This is a genomic window from Methylobacterium sp. CCH5-D2 (assembly GCF_001556475.1).
Classification (GTDB): Bacteria; Pseudomonadota; Alphaproteobacteria; order Rhizobiales; family Beijerinckiaceae; genus Methylobacterium; species Methylobacterium hispanicum.
On record NZ_LSIX01000890.1, the window covers coordinates 1 to 14,852 of the forward strand.

General features: G+C 75.0%; 16 protein-coding genes and 1 pseudogene. 6 read left to right on the forward strand and 11 right to left on the reverse strand.

Going from position 1 to position 14,852, the window contains the following annotated elements:
- A partial coding sequence (locus AX737_RS23795) for a PHB depolymerase family esterase (RefSeq protein WP_066925684.1) occupies nt 1–1,116 on the forward strand: 1,116 nt, incomplete at its 5' end.
- Between the two features lie 13 nt (nt 1,117–1,129).
- On the opposite strand, the gene AX737_RS23800 is transcribed toward AX737_RS23795, so the two are convergent.
- The 6 genes from AX737_RS23800 to bla form a co-directional block, all read right to left on the reverse strand.
- Nucleotides 1,130–1,513: a nuclear transport factor 2 family protein gene (locus tag AX737_RS23800; RefSeq protein WP_066925687.1), complete on the reverse strand. Its 384-nt coding sequence runs from the start codon at nt 1,511–1,513 to the stop codon at nt 1,130–1,132.
- A gap of 49 nt (nt 1,514–1,562) precedes the next feature.
- The gene (locus tag AX737_RS23805) at nt 1,563–2,150 is read right to left on the reverse strand and encodes a peroxidase-related enzyme (protein WP_066925690.1); all 588 of its coding nucleotides are present in this window, start codon (nt 2,148–2,150) and stop codon (nt 1,563–1,565) included.
- A gap of 23 nt (nt 2,151–2,173) precedes the next feature.
- A complete protein-coding gene (gene panC / locus AX737_RS23810; protein WP_066925693.1) occupies nt 2,174–3,025 on the reverse strand; it encodes a pantoate--beta-alanine ligase in 852 nt (283 codons plus the stop codon).
- Between the two features lie 100 nt (nt 3,026–3,125).
- Nucleotides 3,126–3,470, reverse strand: coding sequence for a hypothetical protein (locus tag AX737_RS23815; RefSeq protein WP_066925697.1), 345 nt, complete (start codon nt 3,468–3,470; stop codon nt 3,126–3,128).
- Between the two features lie 76 nt (nt 3,471–3,546).
- On the reverse strand, nt 3,547–4,020 hold the full coding sequence (gene ybaK / locus AX737_RS23820; RefSeq protein WP_066925699.1) for a Cys-tRNA(Pro) deacylase: 474 nt from the start codon (nt 4,018–4,020) through the stop codon (nt 3,547–3,549).
- A gap of 4 nt (nt 4,021–4,024) precedes the next feature.
- Nucleotides 4,025–4,963 carry a class A beta-lactamase gene (gene bla / locus AX737_RS23825; protein WP_066925702.1) on the reverse strand — a complete coding sequence of 313 codons (939 nt, stop codon included), beginning with the start codon at nt 4,961–4,963 and terminating at the stop codon, nt 4,025–4,027.
- Nucleotides 4,964–5,111: 148 nt separating this feature from the next.
- On the opposite strand from bla, the gene mnmE reads away from it, so the two are divergent.
- Nucleotides 5,112–6,425: a tRNA uridine-5-carboxymethylaminomethyl(34) synthesis GTPase MnmE gene (mnmE, locus tag AX737_RS23830; protein WP_066925705.1), complete on the forward strand. Its 1,314-nt coding sequence runs from the start codon at nt 5,112–5,114 to the stop codon at nt 6,423–6,425.
- Nucleotides 6,426–6,519: 94 nt separating this feature from the next.
- On the opposite strand, the gene AX737_RS23835 is transcribed toward mnmE, so the two are convergent.
- The 3 genes from AX737_RS23835 to secB all read right to left on the reverse strand — a co-directional run bounded on the left by AX737_RS23835 (nt 6,520) and on the right by secB (nt 9,162).
- Nucleotides 6,520–7,023, reverse strand: a complete 504-nt coding sequence (locus AX737_RS23835; RefSeq protein WP_066925708.1) for a DUF3429 domain-containing protein — start codon at nt 7,021–7,023, stop codon at nt 6,520–6,522.
- Nucleotides 7,024–7,186: 163 nt separating this feature from the next.
- A complete protein-coding gene (locus tag AX737_RS23840) occupies nt 7,187–8,416 on the reverse strand; it encodes an MFS transporter (RefSeq protein WP_066925711.1) in 1,230 nt (409 codons plus the stop codon).
- Nucleotides 8,417–8,658: 242 nt separating this feature from the next.
- The gene (secB, locus tag AX737_RS23845; RefSeq protein WP_066925714.1) at nt 8,659–9,162 is read right to left on the reverse strand and encodes a protein-export chaperone SecB; all 504 of its coding nucleotides are present in this window, start codon (nt 9,160–9,162) and stop codon (nt 8,659–8,661) included.
- A gap of 492 nt (nt 9,163–9,654) precedes the next feature.
- On the opposite strand from secB, the gene AX737_RS23850 reads away from it, so the two are divergent.
- Genes AX737_RS23850 through AX737_RS23860 form a run of 3 tightly spaced genes read left to right on the forward strand, consistent with a single transcriptional unit; the run spans nt 9,655 to nt 12,493 of the window.
- A complete protein-coding gene (locus tag AX737_RS23850; protein WP_066925717.1) occupies nt 9,655–10,368 on the forward strand; it encodes a Tim44/TimA family putative adaptor protein in 714 nt (237 codons plus the stop codon).
- An 18-nt stretch (nt 10,369–10,386) separates the two neighbouring features.
- Nucleotides 10,387–11,619, forward strand: coding sequence for a murein transglycosylase A (locus tag AX737_RS23855; RefSeq protein ID WP_082773267.1), 1,233 nt, complete (start codon nt 10,387–10,389; stop codon nt 11,617–11,619).
- A 10-nt stretch (nt 11,620–11,629) separates the two neighbouring features.
- Entirely contained in the window at nt 11,630–12,493 is an 864-nt protein-coding gene (locus AX737_RS23860; RefSeq protein WP_066925720.1) for a Smr/MutS family protein, read from the forward strand.
- Nucleotides 12,494–12,497: 4 nt separating this feature from the next.
- Here AX737_RS23860 and AX737_RS23865 read toward each other — a convergent pair whose 3' ends face one another.
- Nucleotides 12,498–12,746, reverse strand: coding sequence for a hypothetical protein (locus tag AX737_RS23865; protein WP_238230021.1), 249 nt, complete (start codon nt 12,744–12,746; stop codon nt 12,498–12,500).
- Nucleotides 12,747–13,083: 337 nt separating this feature from the next.
- On the opposite strand from AX737_RS23865, the gene rho reads away from it, so the two are divergent.
- Nucleotides 13,084–14,439, forward strand: a complete 1,356-nt coding sequence (gene rho, locus AX737_RS23870; RefSeq protein ID WP_066925722.1) for a transcription termination factor Rho — start codon at nt 13,084–13,086, stop codon at nt 14,437–14,439.
- 61 nt (nt 14,440–14,500) lie between these two features.
- Here rho and AX737_RS34810 read toward each other — a convergent pair.
- Nucleotides 14,501–14,852, reverse strand: a pseudogene (locus AX737_RS34810) (hypothetical protein); the annotation flags it as partial.

Here is a 14,852-nt window from a genome sequence, read left to right on the forward strand (position 1 = left end):
CTGCCGCCCCCATCGCCGCAGGGCGACGCGCCGTCCGAGAGGACGACCGCCGAACCGCTCCAGTCCGTGCTGTCGCCGGAGCGGGTGCGCGCGGCCGTCGAGGGCGTCGTGCGGGGTCTCGGGCGCGGCGTGGCGCCGGTGCTGAAGGGGATGGAGGGCTTCGGCCTCGACAGCCTGGCCGGCGGCCGCGCCCGCGGGCCGGCCGGGATGCCGGGCGAGGTCCCGGGCCAAGTCCCCGGCGAATCCCCCGGCGAATCCTCTGGCGGCAGCTTCACGGACGGGCACTTCGCCTGCGCGGCGGGCGGGCGCGACTACAAGCTCTTCGTCCCGAGCCGGCCGCGCGCGCCCGCGCCGCTCGTGGTGATGCTGCACGGCTGCACCCAGACGCCGGAGGACTTCGCCGCCGGCACCGCGATGAACGCGCTGGCCGAGCGGGACGGGCTCTACGTCGTCTATCCGGGCCAGTCGCGCCGCGCCAACGGGCAGCGCTGCTGGAACTGGTTCGAGCCGCGCGACCAGGGCCGCGAGGCCGGCGAGTCCGCGATCATCGCCGACATGACCCGCGCGCTCGTGGCCGAGCACGGGCTCGACCCAGCCCGGGTCTACATCGCGGGCCTCTCGGCGGGGGGCGCGGCGGCCGTGAACGTCGCCCGGGCCTATCCGGACCTCTACGCGGCGGTCGGCATCCATTCGGGCCTCGCGGCCGGCTGCGCCTGGGACCTCACCTCGGCCCTGATGGCGATGCGCGCGGGCGCGGGGGGGGCGGAGATCGCGGGCCCGGGCTCGTCCGGGGCCGTGCGCGTGCCCACCATCGTGTTCCACGGCGACGAGGACGGCACCGTGAGCGCCCGCAACGCCGACCTCGTGCTGGCCCAGGCCGGCGCGGCCGAGCTCGACGCCGCGCCCGAGCGCTTCGCGGGGGAGGGCCATCCCTACACCCGCACCCGCTACCGCGACCGGAGCGGGCGGGTGCTGGTGGAGGATTGGCGCGTGCGCGGCGCCGGCCACGCCTGGTCCGGCGGCAGCCCGCGCGGCAGCTACACCGATCCGCGCGGGCCCGACGCCTCCCGGGCGATGCTGGACTTCTTCGCCCTGCACCGGATTCCGCGGACCTGATCCGCGGGCTCGCTCAGAACATCCCGTTCGGGTTGGCCGACGTCTCCGGCAGAACCTGCAGCACGTCCCAGTGCTCGACGATCTTCCCGTCGGCGTCGAGCCGGAAGATGTCGATGGCGGCGTAGTCGTGGTCGCCCGGCCAGTGCTGGAGGCAGTGCAGGACGACGAGATCGCCCTCGGCGATCGCCCGCTTGACCTCGACCCGCTTACCCGGCCAGTCGCGGGCCATGCGCTCGAAATAGGCGACGAAGCCGTCCCGGCCGGTCGCCACGTGCGGGTTGTGCTGGATGTACTCGGCGCCGGCGTAGCGCGCGAGGGCCTCGCGCGGCCGGCAGGCGTTGAACATCAGCTCGTAGAAGGCGATCACGTTGGCCTTGTTCCGCGCAAGGTCGGTCATGCCGTCTCCCTCCCGGGGGCCCGTCCGCGTCGCGAGGGCCCGGACGATCTCAGGTCCGGCCGCGTCCCAGCGCGTAGAATTCCGGGTTGGCGCGCAGGCTCGTGAAGTTCGCCAGGCGGTTCGACAGGCCGAAGAAGGCCGCGATCGCCGCGATGTCCCAGATGTCGTCGTCGTCGAAGCCGTGCTCGCGCAGCACCGCGCTGTCCGCCTCGCCGACCTCCTGGGCCCGTTGGGCGATCGCCAGGGCGAAATCGAGCATCGCCCGCTGGCGCGGCGTGATGTCGGCCTTGCGGTAGTTCGCCGCCACCTGGTCGGCGATCAGCGGGTCCTTGGCCCGGATGCGCAGGATCGCGCCGTGGGCGACGACGCAGTACTGGCACTGGTTGGCCGCCGAGGTCGCCACCACGATCATCTCGCGCTCGGCCTGGGTCAGCCCGCCCGGCTTGTCCATCAGCGCATCGTGGTAGGCCATGAAGGCGCGGAACTCGTCCGGCCGGTAGGCCAGCATCAGGAAGACGTTGGGGATGAACCCGGACTTCTCCTGCACCCGCAGGATGCGCGCGCGGATGTCCTCCGGCATCGCGTCGAGCGCGGGGACCGGGTAGCGGCTGACCGGGACGTCCGTGGTGTCGGGCATGGAACGATCTCCGGGAGCGGCCGCTAGACCGGCAGGTTGTCGATGAGGCGCGTCCGGCCGAGATAGGCCGCCGCCAGCACCCGGGCCGGGCCCGCGACGCGGGCGACCGGCGCCAGCGTGTCGGCGTCGCAGACGGCCAGATACTGCACCCGGAAGCCCGCCCGCTCCAGGTCGCCGGTGCCGGCCTCGCAGGCGCCGGCCGTCTCGGCGCCCGCGCGCGCGGCCTCGGCGACCCGGGCGAGCACCGCGTGCAACCGGGGCGCGGCGGCCCGCTCCTCCGGCGTGAGGTAGCGGTTGCGCGAGGACAGGGCGAGGCCGTCCGCCTCGCGGATCGTGGGCACGCCGCGGACCTCCACGCCTAGGTCGAGGTCGGCCGCCGCGCGGCGGATCACCTGCAGCTGCTGGAAATCCTTCTCGCCGAACAGGGCGATGTCGGGCCGCACCTGGTTGAGGAGCTTCGTCACCACCGTGGCGACGCCCGAGAAGTGGCCGGGCCGGAAGGCCCCGCACAGCCCCTCCGTCAGCCCCGCGACCTCGATGCGGGTGGCAAATCCCGGCGGGTACATGGTGGCGACCTCAGGGGTCCAGGCGGCGTCCGCACCCGCTTCGGCGAGGCGGGCCAGGTCGGCCTCCACGTCCCGCGGATAGCGCGAGAAATCCTCGCTCGGGCCGAACTGGGTCGGGTTCACGAAGATGCTGACGACCGCCCGGCCCGCGCGCCTGGCCTCGGCCACCAGCGCGAGGTGGCCGACATGCAGCGCGCCCATGGTCGGCACCAGCACGACCCGCTCGCCGGCCGCACGCCAGGCTGCGACCTGCGCCCGCAGGGCGGCAAGGTCGGAGAAGCGCTGCGGCGGCAGGTGGAGGCTCGACACGGGACAGGGCTCCGGCTCGGACGGTGACGGTGACTTAATCCGCGCGCCCGCGCCGCACCAGCCCGCTGCCCCGTGGGGGCACCCCGTCAGGGGCACCCCGTCAGGGGCAGTAGGGCAGCACTGCCCGGTCGAACGGGTCGTCCCAGCCGAGCGGGGGGGTGAAGCCGTAGTAGCTCGGCTTGCCCAGCCCGTAGGCCGAGCCGGCATAGCTCGGGTCGTCGGGCGCGTCCGTCGGCACGGGCGCGCGCCGCGGCACGCAGCCGGCCGGCACCGGCACGGGGGCGACGCAGCGCGACACGGTCTCCTCGCCGTCGCCGCGGGGAAAGTAGCGCGGGGCGCAGCGCGGACCGGCTCCGGGCGGCGGAGGCGGCCGGTCGAGCAGGTCGGCCGCGCCGAGGGCGGCGGTTCCGAGCAGCAGGATCCCGAGGGCCAGGCTCGCGCGCATCCTCACCCGCACCCTGCTCCTCCGGCCTCGCTCGCGCCGACCGTGCGGCGGCCAGGGTAAACGAGCGGTTAAACCCTCAGGTCAGCGTCGCCGTCCGCGCGCCGAGCGCCCGCAGGAGGTCGTCCGGCCGGATCCGGATCTGCAGCCCACGCCCGCCGCCGTTCACGTGAATCTCCGCGTCCGTGGCCAGGGAGCCGGCATCGATCGCCGTCGGCACGGCCCGCTTCTGCCCGAGCGGGCTGATGCCGCCGACGTGGTAGCCGGTCAGCCGCTCGGCGTCGGGCACCTTCAGCATCGCGGCGGCCTTGCCGCCGAAGGCCGCCGCGACCCGCTTCATGCTGACCTCCTTGTCGGAGGCGACGAGCAGGCAGACAGGCTTCCCGTCGACAGCGGCCATCAGGGTCTTGAGCACCCGGTCCGGGCCGACGCCCAGCGCCTCGGCCGCCTGGAGGCCGATGCGGGGCGCCTCCGGGTCGTACGCGTAGGCGTGCAGGCTATAGGGGATGCCCATCCTGTCGAGCGCGCGGGTGGCGGGGGTGGCCTTGGCCATCGGGTCAGGATCCTGCGACGCGCGCCGCGACGATGCGGCCGACCTCGGCATGGGGGGCGTCGCGCGCCTCGGCCGGCCCCGCCGTCCCGGTGATGTAGACCGCCGCGACGAGCGGCGCACGCCCGGGCGGGCGCAGCAGGGCGACGGTGTTGGCGGTGCCGTTGTCGCCCGTGCCGGTGCGGTCGCCGACCACCCAGTCGGCGGGCAGGCCGGCGCGCAGGCGCTTCAGCCCGGTCCGGCAGCCGACCATCCAGCCCTCCAGCCGCGCCCGGGAGGCCGGGGCGAGGGCGGGGCCCAGCAGCAGCCGGTCGAGGGTCGCGGCCATCGCGGCGGGGGTGGTGGTGTCGCGTGGGTCGCCTGGCAGCGCGCTGTTGAGTTCCGGCTCCCGGCGATCGAGCCGGGTGGTCGCGTCGCCCTGCGCCCGCAGGAAGGCGGTGAGCGCCTCCGGGCCGCCGAGCGCGTCGAGCAGGAGGTTCGCGGCCGTGTTGTCGCTCCAGACCAGCGCCGCCGCGCAGGCCTCCTCCAGGCTCATCGTGGTCCCGGCCCCCGCCGCCTCGACCTTCGCGCGGGCGACGGGGGCGTAGCTCTGCAGGTCGTCGGGCCCGAGCGGCAGCGCGCGCTCCAGGCGCTCGGCGCCCCGCTCCACCCGTGCCAGGATCGCGGCGGCGGCGAGCACCTTGAAGGTGCTGCAGAGCGGGAAGCGCTCCTGCGCGCCGAGCGCCAGCAGGGTCTCGCCGCCGCTCTCGCGCAGCACGACGCCGACGCGGCCGCCGACCCGCGCGGCGAGCGCCGCCAGCCGCGCGGCCGGCGCCTCCCCACCCGTCGCCTCTCCGTCTGCCGCCTCTCCGCCCGCCGCCCGGAGCGGCCCGGCGGCCAGCACGAGGCCCGCGCCGAGCCAGCCCGCGACCCCGCGGCGCGTGGGCGCCGAGCCTGCCTGGATCATGATCCGTCCTCCCTGTCGCGGCCGCCGCGACGGCGCGTCATCCTGCACCGGCCCGGCGCCGCGACGGTGCCGGCGCGCACGCCGCGGGGCCGGGTGTGATAGAGCGCGCACCGGATCTCGGCGCAACGGCGCGGACGGCCAGGGGACCATGGACGACCAGAGCACCATCTTCGCGCCGGCGAGCGGCTTCGGGCGGGCGGCCGTCGCGGTGATCCGGCTCAGCGGGCCGGCCTGCGCGGCCGTGCTCGCGGCCTTCGGCGGGACGCCGCCGCCGCCGCGCCGCCTCGCCCTGCGCACCCTGCGCGACCCGCGGGACGGCGCCGTCCTCGACCGGGCGCTGGTCTGCTGGATGCCGGGGCCCGACACCTTCAGCGGCGAGGACATGGCCGAGCTGCACCTGCACGGCGGCGCGGCGGTGCGCGCCGGGGTGATCCGGGCGCTCACGGACTTCCCCGGCTGCCGCCCGGCCGAGGCCGGCGCCTTCACCCGGCGCGCGGTCCTCAACGGGCGCATGGACCTCACGGAGGCGGAAGGCGTCGCCGACCTGATCGAGGCCGAGACCGCGGCCCAGGCCCGGCAGGCCCTGCGCCAGCTCGACGGCGCGCTCGGGCGGCAGGTCGAGGCGTGGCGGGAGGAGATCCTCACCTGCCTCGCGGGCGCCGAGGCCGCCCTCGACTTCTCCGACGAGGGCGACGTGGACGAGGCGGGCCTCGACCGCGCCCTGACCGGCCGGGCGACGGCCGTGCGCGACGCGGTCGCGGCGGCGCTGGCGGACGGGCGCCGGGGCGAGCGCCTGCGCGAGGGCTACACGGTCGTGCTCGCCGGGGCCCCGAACGCCGGCAAGTCGACCCTGCTCAACGCCCTGAGCCGGCGCGACGCGGCCATCGTCTCCGACCGGCCCGGCACCACGCGCGACGTGATCGAGGTGCGGCTCGACCTCGGCGGACTTCCCGTGCTGCTCGTCGACACCGCGGGCCTGCGGGCGACCGAGGACGCGCTGGAGGCGGAGGGCATCGCCCGCACCCGGCGCCGGATCGCCCAGGCCGACCTCGTGCTGCTGCTCGACGCCGAGGGCGCCGCGGAGGCGCTGCCGGAGGCGGCCGACCTCCTGCGCGTGCGGACCAAGGCGGATCTCGGCGGCGCGGCGGGCGAGGCCGGCGGCCTCGCGGTCTCGGCGCTGACGGGTGCGGGGATGGAGGCCCTGCTCGCGGCGGTCCGCGCCCGCGCCGAGGCGGCGCTCGGCGCGGGCGAGGGGATCGTCACCCGGGAGCGGCACCGGGAGGCCCTCGCGCGCTGCGCCGCCCATCTCGACCGGGTCGCGCGGGCCGGCGCGGAGGCGCCGCCGGAACTCGTGGCCGAGGATCTCCGCCTCGCCGCGCGGGCGCTCGGTGAGGTGAGCGGCCGGGTCGGCGTCGAGGCGGTGCTCGACCGCCTGTTCTCCAGCTTCTGCATCGGCAAGTGAGAGGGCCCCGGCCGCCCTACGGCAGGGGACCCAGCGGAACAGGCTTAACCGTTCGTTTCACGTGAAACGGCCGCGCCTCCCGCGAGGCCCCCGGTCAGTACGGCGCCGTCAGCTTCAGCACGAGCAGCGCCACGAGGCTGAGCACCGCGATCGGGATCTGCAGCGGCCGCAGGCGCGCGAAGAACAGGGGCGCCTCGCCCCGGCGCGCCGCGATGGGGTCGAGGATCGCGATCGCGACGAAGCCCGCGATGAGCAGGTCGAGCGCGATCACCCGGTTGCCGAGGATCACCACCGTGAGCAGGGCCCCGAGACCGAGGCAGAACAGGCCGAACATCGTGGCGATCTGCACGACGGTCGGGCCGCCCTCGGTCCGGAAGCTGACCCCGCGGCGGACGCCGGAGAGGAAGAGCAGGATCGCAGCGCCGTACAGGATTGTGGCGAGCAGGATCAGCTCGTCCCACATCCCACGCTGCCACCACGCGGCGGCGGCGCCGGCCACGAAGGGCAGCATCGGTCCGTAGCCGAGGACGACGCTGAGCCAGGGCGTCTCGCGCGGCTCCTCTGTGACCAGCGTGCGGCCGGTGGCGTTCTCGAGCATCGGGGCCTCGGGACTCGGGCTGGCGCGCTCCCAGCCGACGCGGACGCCGGTTCGGCACGGTAGAGCGCGGCGAAACAAGGACCCGGCGGCGCCGGGCGGACATCTCGGGCGCAACAGGCCCCGTCCTCCGGGGTTCCGCACCTCGACGTTTCGTGAGGCCGGATCAGGCCGGCTGGGGCGCCGCGCGGGCCTGCCGACGGCGGGCGCGCCGGCCGGGCTCGGGCGTCGCGTCGAGCCAGATCACCAGGGCGAGCGCCACCAGGGCGGGGGCGCCGAGCGCCAGGAACGCGCCGGTCCAGCCCAGGAACTGCTGGGCGAGCCCGCCGTACCAGGCCGAGAGCGCGCCGCCGATGCCCTGCACGGCGTTGAGGGAGCCCAGCGCCGTCTGGGTCCGGCCCGAGCCCCAGGTCAGGTCGGCCACCACGATCGGCACCGCCACCCCGACGATGCCGGAGGCTACGCCGTCGAGGATCTCGGGGAGGATCAGCCAGTACGGGTCGTCGATGAAGGCGGAGAGCGCCGCGCGCACCGGCAGCACCGCGATGGCGAGCAGCAGGAGCTTGCGGCGGCCGCTGCGGTCGGCGAGCGAGCCGGCGAAGAGCGCCACCGGCACCATCACGAGCTGGGCCACCATCACGTAGCGCGCCGTCCAGCTGGTGGCGTCGGCGGCGGTCGCGACGAGCTTCTGGCCGAGCAGCGAGAGCATGCCGCCGTTGCCGAGGTTGAACAGGGTCAGCGCCACCGCCAGCACCAGGAGCTTGCGGTTGCCCACCACGCTCTTCAGGCCGGCCCGCTGCGGCTGGTCGTCCGCATCCTCCTTCCAGCCCACGGCCCGGCGCTCGTTGTAGCAGTGGCCGGGCGTCGTCGCGGTGGCGACGATCGCCAGCACCGCCATGGCGCCGAGGACCCAGAAGGCCACCGCCGGCCCGAACCAGCCGGTGCCCAGGCTGATCAGACCCGCCGCCAGCAGGATGCCGAGATGGTTGAAGGCCTGGTTGCGGCCCTGCTGCTTCGGGAAGCGTTCCTTGCCCACGATGCCGAGCGTCAGCGCGGTGACGGCGGGCAGCAGCAGGGTGCCGCCGGCCGCCGCCAGCATCTGCGCGGCGAACACCCCCGGCACGTTGCGCGCGGGCAGCAGCAGCAGGGTGCCGCCGAGGATCGCCGCGCAGGCGAGGCCGATCAGGAGGCGCGGGCGGCCCAGGCGGTCGACCAGAGCGCCGAAGGGTCCGCTGAGCAGCAGCGCGCCGACGCCGACGAGGGTGGTGACGAAGCCGACCCGCGCCGGGCTCCACTGGGCCGCCTCCGCGAGCCAGGTGCCGAGGAACGGCCCGAGCCCGCCCTGGATGTCGCCGGTGAAGACGTTGATCAGGGCGAGGTGGTGGGTGGCGAGCATGCGATCCTAGGGTTCCGGAATTCCGGGGCGGGACCTGTACCGCCAAGCCGTGCGGTCAAGCCCGGCTGCGGCCAAGAGGCGCCGTCCCCGCGGGCGAAGGGCTGGCGGCCCGGCCGAAGCGGGGCCGCCCGGCTCAGAAACCCCGGACGGGCCGAAATGGACCCATGAAAAGGATTCATGAAAAAACCCCGGCCGCGCGTGCGGCCGGGGTCGGCAATCCTCGACGGCGCCCGCGCGGCGGGTCAGGAGGCGAGCGGGCCGCCGGCCTGCTGCTGGGCCTCGAAGGCGCGCTGGCGGTAGAGGCCGACGAAGTCGATCGGGTCGATGTAGAGCGGCGGGAAGCCGCCGTTGCGCACCGCCTCGGCGACGATCTGGCGCGCGAAGGGGAAGAGCAGGCGCGGGCACTCGATCATCACCGCCGGGTGGATCTGATCCTGCGGGATGTTGAGCATCCGGAAGATGCCGGCGTACTTCAGGTCGAAGGCGAACAGGACCTCGTTGTTCACCTTGGCGTCGCCCTCGAGCGCCAGCACCACCTCGAAGTCGGTCTCCGAGAGCTGCTGGGCGTTGACGTTGACCTGGATGTTGATCTGCGGGCCCTGGCCTTCCTGGGGCTGGAGCGAGCGGGGCGCGTTCGGGTTCTCGAACGAGAGGTCCTTGGCGTACTGCGCCAGCGCGTTGATCGTGGGCTGAGCCTCGCCCTGCGGCGCGCCGCCGTTGCCGTTCGGAGCCGGAGAGTCGGCCATGGCGGTTATCCTCCTCAAAGTGTCGCGCCGGCGCCGGGTCCGGACACCGTCCTGCGCGGCGCGCCGGGTATTCGGGGCCGCGCGGGAAGCGATTCAGGCGGGCAGGCCGCTAACATGCCCGTCCCAGCGGAACAAGCGAGCGGGCCGGCCGAGCGCCGACCTGATGTCATCCCGCCCATCCCGCCGCCGCGGACGGGCGAGGTGCCGGGGCGCACCGGAGCGGGACCGGGCGCAGCGAAGCGGGCCGGGGCGGCTGGAACCGGCCGGCCCCCTGTCCCATATGGCGGAGATCGTCCGGGCGGCTCGCCCGGCGAATCCGGCTCGCACCTCGCGCGGCGGTCGGGTAAGAGCAGTGTCGTGCGACGTCTGCCCGGTCCACCGGTGCGGCGTTCCGCGGGGGACTCTCACGGGGCGCCGCGGGATAGGTTCTCAAGGATCCCCGCGCGGAATTCTCTGGACGCCGGCTCGCCGCAGCCGGCACTCGGATCGGTGATGCAGGATACCTTCGACCTCACGACCATCATCTTCCTGGCGCTCGCGGTCTTCGTGATCTGGCGCCTGCGCTCGGTGCTCGGCCAGAAGACGGGGGCCGAGCGCTCGCCGTTCAAGCCGGTGGAACGGGGGCGCGCGGAGCCGCAGGCCCGGGGCGAGGGCGACAACGTGGTCCGCCTGCCCGGCGCCGACCGGGCGGCGCCCGAGCGCGTCCAGGGCACGCCCGCCCGCGACTGGCGCGGCATCGCCGAGCCGGGCTCGGCCGTCGCCCGCGGCCTGGAGGCGGCGGTGCAGGCTGAGCCGAGCTTCGACCCGCGCGCGTTCCTGGAGGGCGCCAAGGGCGCCTACGAGGCGATCATGATCGCCTTCGCCAAGGGCGACCGGAAGACCCTGCGCAGCCTCCTCTCCAAGGAGGTCGGCGAGGCCTTCGAGGGCGCGATCGCCGAGCGCGAGCGCAACCGCCAGACGCTCGAGACCACCTTCGTGTCGATCGACAAGGCCGAGATCGTTGCGGTGGAGGTGCGCAACCGCGTCGCCCAGGTCACCGTGCGCTTCCTCTCGAACCTGATCACCGCGACCCGCGACGCCAACGGCGCGGTCATCGACGGCAGCGCCGAGACGGTGGTCGAGGTGCCCGACGTCTGGACCTTCGCCCGGACCCTCGGCTCGCGCGACCCGAACTGGCAGCTCGTCGCGACCGAGGCGGGCGCCTGAACCCCGTGTGACGCGGCCATGCCACGCTCGTCGAGACAGGGAGGGCGCGCGCTCGCCGTCGCCCTCCTGACCGGAACGCTCCTCGCCGGCCCGGCCGCCCACGCGGCCGGGCCGCTTCGCGTCGGCGGCGCGGTGCTCGAGCCGGTGGCGGTCTCCGCCCTGCCGGGCTTTCCCGGGGCCGACCCGGCCGCCGCCCTCGACGCCTTCCGGCGGGTCTGCGCGGCCCCCGCGCCGGCCGTGCCGGCCCCGCCGACGGTGGCCGGCTCGGCCCCGGATCTCGCCGCCGCCTGCGCGGCCGCCGCCGGGACGCCGCCGGAGCGGGCCGGGGCCTTCTTCGCCGAGCGCTTCGACGCCTACCGGGTGGTGCGCCCGGCCGAGGGACAGGACCCTGAGCGCCGCACGGGCTTCCTCACCGGCTATTTCGAGCCGGAGCTGGAGGGGTCCCTCACGCCCACGCCGGGCTACGCCGCGCCGGTGCTCGCCCGGCCGGACGACCTCGTCAGCCTCGCCCCCGGCGAGGTGCGACCGGGCCTGGACCCGAGCCTCAGGGCGGCCCGCGCGGTCGGCGACCGTCTGGAACCCTATCCCGACCGGGCCGCGATCGAGGACGGGGCGCTGGGCCCCCGCGCCCGCCCGCTGCTCTGGCTGCGCGACCGCGTCGATCTCCTGGTGCTGCAGGTCCAGGGCTCCGGCCGGGTGCGGCTGCCGGACGGGAGCGGCGTGCGCGTGCTCTACGACGGGCGCAACGGCCGGCCCTACACGGCGGTGGCCAAGCTGATCGTGCAGGAGGGCCACCTGCCGCTCGATGGGCTGACGCTCGCCCGCTGGACCGCCTGGATGCGGCAGAACCCCGAGACCGCCCGCCGGCTGATCCGCGCCAACGCCTCCTACATCTTCTTTCGCCTCGCGCCCGTGGCCGACCCGGCGCTGGGCCCCCAGGGCGCGGCCGGCGCGCCGCTCAGCCCCGGCCGCAGCCTCGCGGTCGATGCCAACCTCTGGCGCTACGGCCTGCCGTTCTGGCTGGAGGGACGCCTGCCCGGCGGCACGCCGCCCGAGGCCGGCCGGCTGGTGGTCGCCGCCGACACGGGCTCGGCCATCGTCGGGCCGGCCCGGGGCGACCTCTACCTCGGCACGGGCGCGGAGGCCGGGATCGCCGCCGGCAACCTGCGCGACGCCGTCGGCTTCGTGGTGCTGCTGCCCAAACCCGCCTCCGGGACGGGGGCGGACCCGGCCGCCGGGCCGGGGCGCTGAGGAAGCCGCCATGCGCCGCCCGCGCCGCCCCCGCACGCTCTCCGGCGACGAGGCCCGCCTCTGGGCCGAGATCGCCAAGCTGATCACGCCCCTGCGCGCCCGCGCCCGGCCGCGGGCCGAGCCGGCCGCCAAGGCGGAGCCGGCCAAGTCCTCCCCGGCCAAGTCTTCCCCGGCCAACTCCCCGGCCAAGTCTTCCCCGGGCGCCTCCCCGGGCGCGGGCGGGACGAGCCCGGCCCGGATGCCGGCCCGGCCGGCGCCGGCCATTCCGTCCCGGTCCCTCGCCGACGAGTTCGCGCAGGCGCTGGCGGCGGCCGCGCCCGCGAAGCGTCCGGGCAAGCCCGGTCCCGCCAAGGTCCCGAAGGTCGCCTTGGCCCCTGCGCCGGCCGGGCCGGGACTCGCCAAGCCCGCGCCGGCGAAGGCCGCGCCGGCCAAGCCCGCGCTCGCCAAGTCCGCGCCGGCCAAGCCCGTGGTCCCGATGCCGACCGCCGCGCCCTACCGGGCGCCGCCGCAGGTGCCGCGCCCGCCCGCCGGCCTGGAGCGGCAGGCCCGCCTCGCCCTGCGCCGCGGCACGCTCGCGGTCGAGGCCCGCATCGACCTGCACGGCATGATCCAGAGCGAGGCGCACGCCGCGCTCACCGGCTTCCTGATGCGCGCCCGCGCGGCCGGCCACGCCCACGTCCTCGTGGTGACGGGCAAGGGCGACTCGGGCGGGGGCGACTTCGCCGGCCCGTTCTCGGAGCGCGGCGTCCTGCGCCGCAGCGTGCCGCACTGGCTGCGCGGGCCGGAGCTGCGCGGCCTCGTGCTGGGCTTCGAGGAGGCGGCCCGCCACCACGGCGGCGGCGGCGCCCTCTACGTCCGGCTCCGGCGGCGCTGAGCGCTCACCAGCGCATGGTGCGGCGGCGGCAGGTTCGGCCGTTGTCTTGGAAGCCGGCCGGGCAGCGGCGCACGCAGGCCCCGGCCGCGAATTTCAGCGGCGGCCGGCAGGCGGCGCCGAGCTGGCGTCCGTACTGGTAGGCCTTGGCCGGACTCTCGGCGGAGGCCGGCGCGGCCGGCAGGACGGCGAGGCCCGAGAGGACCAGGCCCGCGAGGAGGGCGGGGGCCGGGCGGCGGGCGGAGCGTGACGGCATCGGACATCCGGGTTCGCGTAAAAGCCTTGCTCAACGCGCCCCGCGACCGCGGGTTCGGGGCTCCGCCACGGACTGAATCCGGGACTTGAGCCGGCGGCGGAAACGCGGTATGCGTCAGGCGCCCTCCCAAAAAGATCGAGCGCCGCACCGCATCCGTGAGCCCAGGCGGCTCCGTTCCACCGATGCCACGGGTCCCGTCGCGACGCGCGAGCCCGATGCCCGGTGCCTCATCCCGAGGCCCGCGCGGACTGACCCTCGAGTTGTCAGGCCCGGATCTTCCATCCCCGAACGTCCCTCGTCCCTCCCTCCCACGTCCCACGTCGGTTCAAGACACTCCATGACTGCACATCCCGACGCCTTCACCGACGACGCCGCCGCGGGCGAGGACCTGCCCGAGGCGACCCCCGTCCCGGCGGTGCTCGCCGGCGTCAAGGAGGTCAAGCTCCAGGACCTCAAGGCGAAGACGCCGACCGACCTGATCGCCTTCGCGGAGGAGGTCGAGGTCGAGAACGCCTCGACCATGCGCAAGCAGGAGCTGATGTTCGCCATCCTGAAGCAGCTCGCTGCCAAGGAGATCGAGATCATCGGCTCGGGCACGGTCGAGGTGCTGCAGGACGGCTTCGGCTTCCTGCGCTCCTCCGACTCGAACTACCTGCCGGGTCCGGACGACATCTACATCTCGCCCACCCAGATCCGCCGCTTCGGCCTGCGCACGGGCGACACCGTCGAGGGCCCGATCCGGGGCCCGAAGGACGGCGAGCGCTACTTCGCGCTCCTCAAGGTCAACACGATCAATTTCGAGTCGCCTGAGAAGATCAAGCACAAGGTCCACTTCGACAACCTGACGCCGCTCTTCCCGACGCGACGGTTCAAGCTGGAGCTGGAGAACCCGACCAAGAAGGACTTCAGCCCCCGCATCATCGACATCGTGGCGCCGATCGGAAAGGGCCAGCGCGCGCTGATCGTGGCGCCGCCCCGCACGGGCAAGACCGTGCTGATGCAGAACATCGCCCAGTCGATCACCCTGAACCACCCCGAGTGCTACCTCATCGTGCTGCTCATCGACGAGCGCCCCGAGGAGGTGACCGACATGCAGCGCTCGGTGAAGGGCGAGGTCATCGCCTCGACCTTCGACGAGCCGGCCACCCGCCACGTGCAGGTCGCCGAGATGGTGATCGAGAAGGCCAAGCGCCTGGTTGAGCACGGCCGCGACGTGGTGATCCTGCTCGATTCGATCACGCGCCTGGGCCGGGCCTACAACACGGTCGTGCCGTCCTCCGGCAAGGTGCTGACCGGCGGTGTCGATGCCAACGCGCTCCAGCGCCCGAAGCGCTTCTTCGGCGCGGCCCGCAACATCGAGGAGGGCGGCTCGCTCTCGATCATCGCCACCGCGCTCATCGACACCGGCTCGCGCATGGACGAGGTGATCTTCGAGGAGTTCAAGGGTACCGGCAATTCCGAGATCATCCTCGACCGCAAGGTCTCGGACAAGCGCATCTTCCCGGCGATCGACATCACCCGCTCCGGCACCCGCAAGGAGGAGCTCTTGGTCCCGCCGGACGCGCTCAAGAAGACCTACGTGCTGCGCCGCATCCTCAACCCGATGGGCGTCACCGACGCGATCGAGTTCCTCATGGACAAGCTGCGCCAGACCAAGAGCAACGGCGATTTCTTCGACTCGATGAACACCTGAGCGGCATCGCATCGCCGGTGACTTCGCGGCGTCGGACCCTCGGGTCCGGCGCCGTTCCGTTTCAGGCGGGCCCGTCGAGGGGCTTGAGACGGTCCGATCCGGCGCTCGCGGCGCGGGGCGGGCGCTCGGACCGGCCGAGCAGGCGGGCGAGGCCGGCGAGGTCGGGCGTCTCGCGGCCGGCGGGCGCGTAGACCGCCCGGTCGAGGGCCGCCAGACCCGCGACGATGGCGGGCCGCCCGCGCCAGAGCGCCGCCAGTTCCGGTTCCGCCTGCATCGCCCCCGCGACCGCCGCCCGGAAGGCCACCGGGTCGTTCGCGGCCGCGGCGCGTTTCAGGGCGCGGCGATGCGGGCCGGTCAGGCGCAGGCGGGCGCCGCCGGGGCCGAAGCCGAGGAGCAGCAGGCCGAGCCCGAAG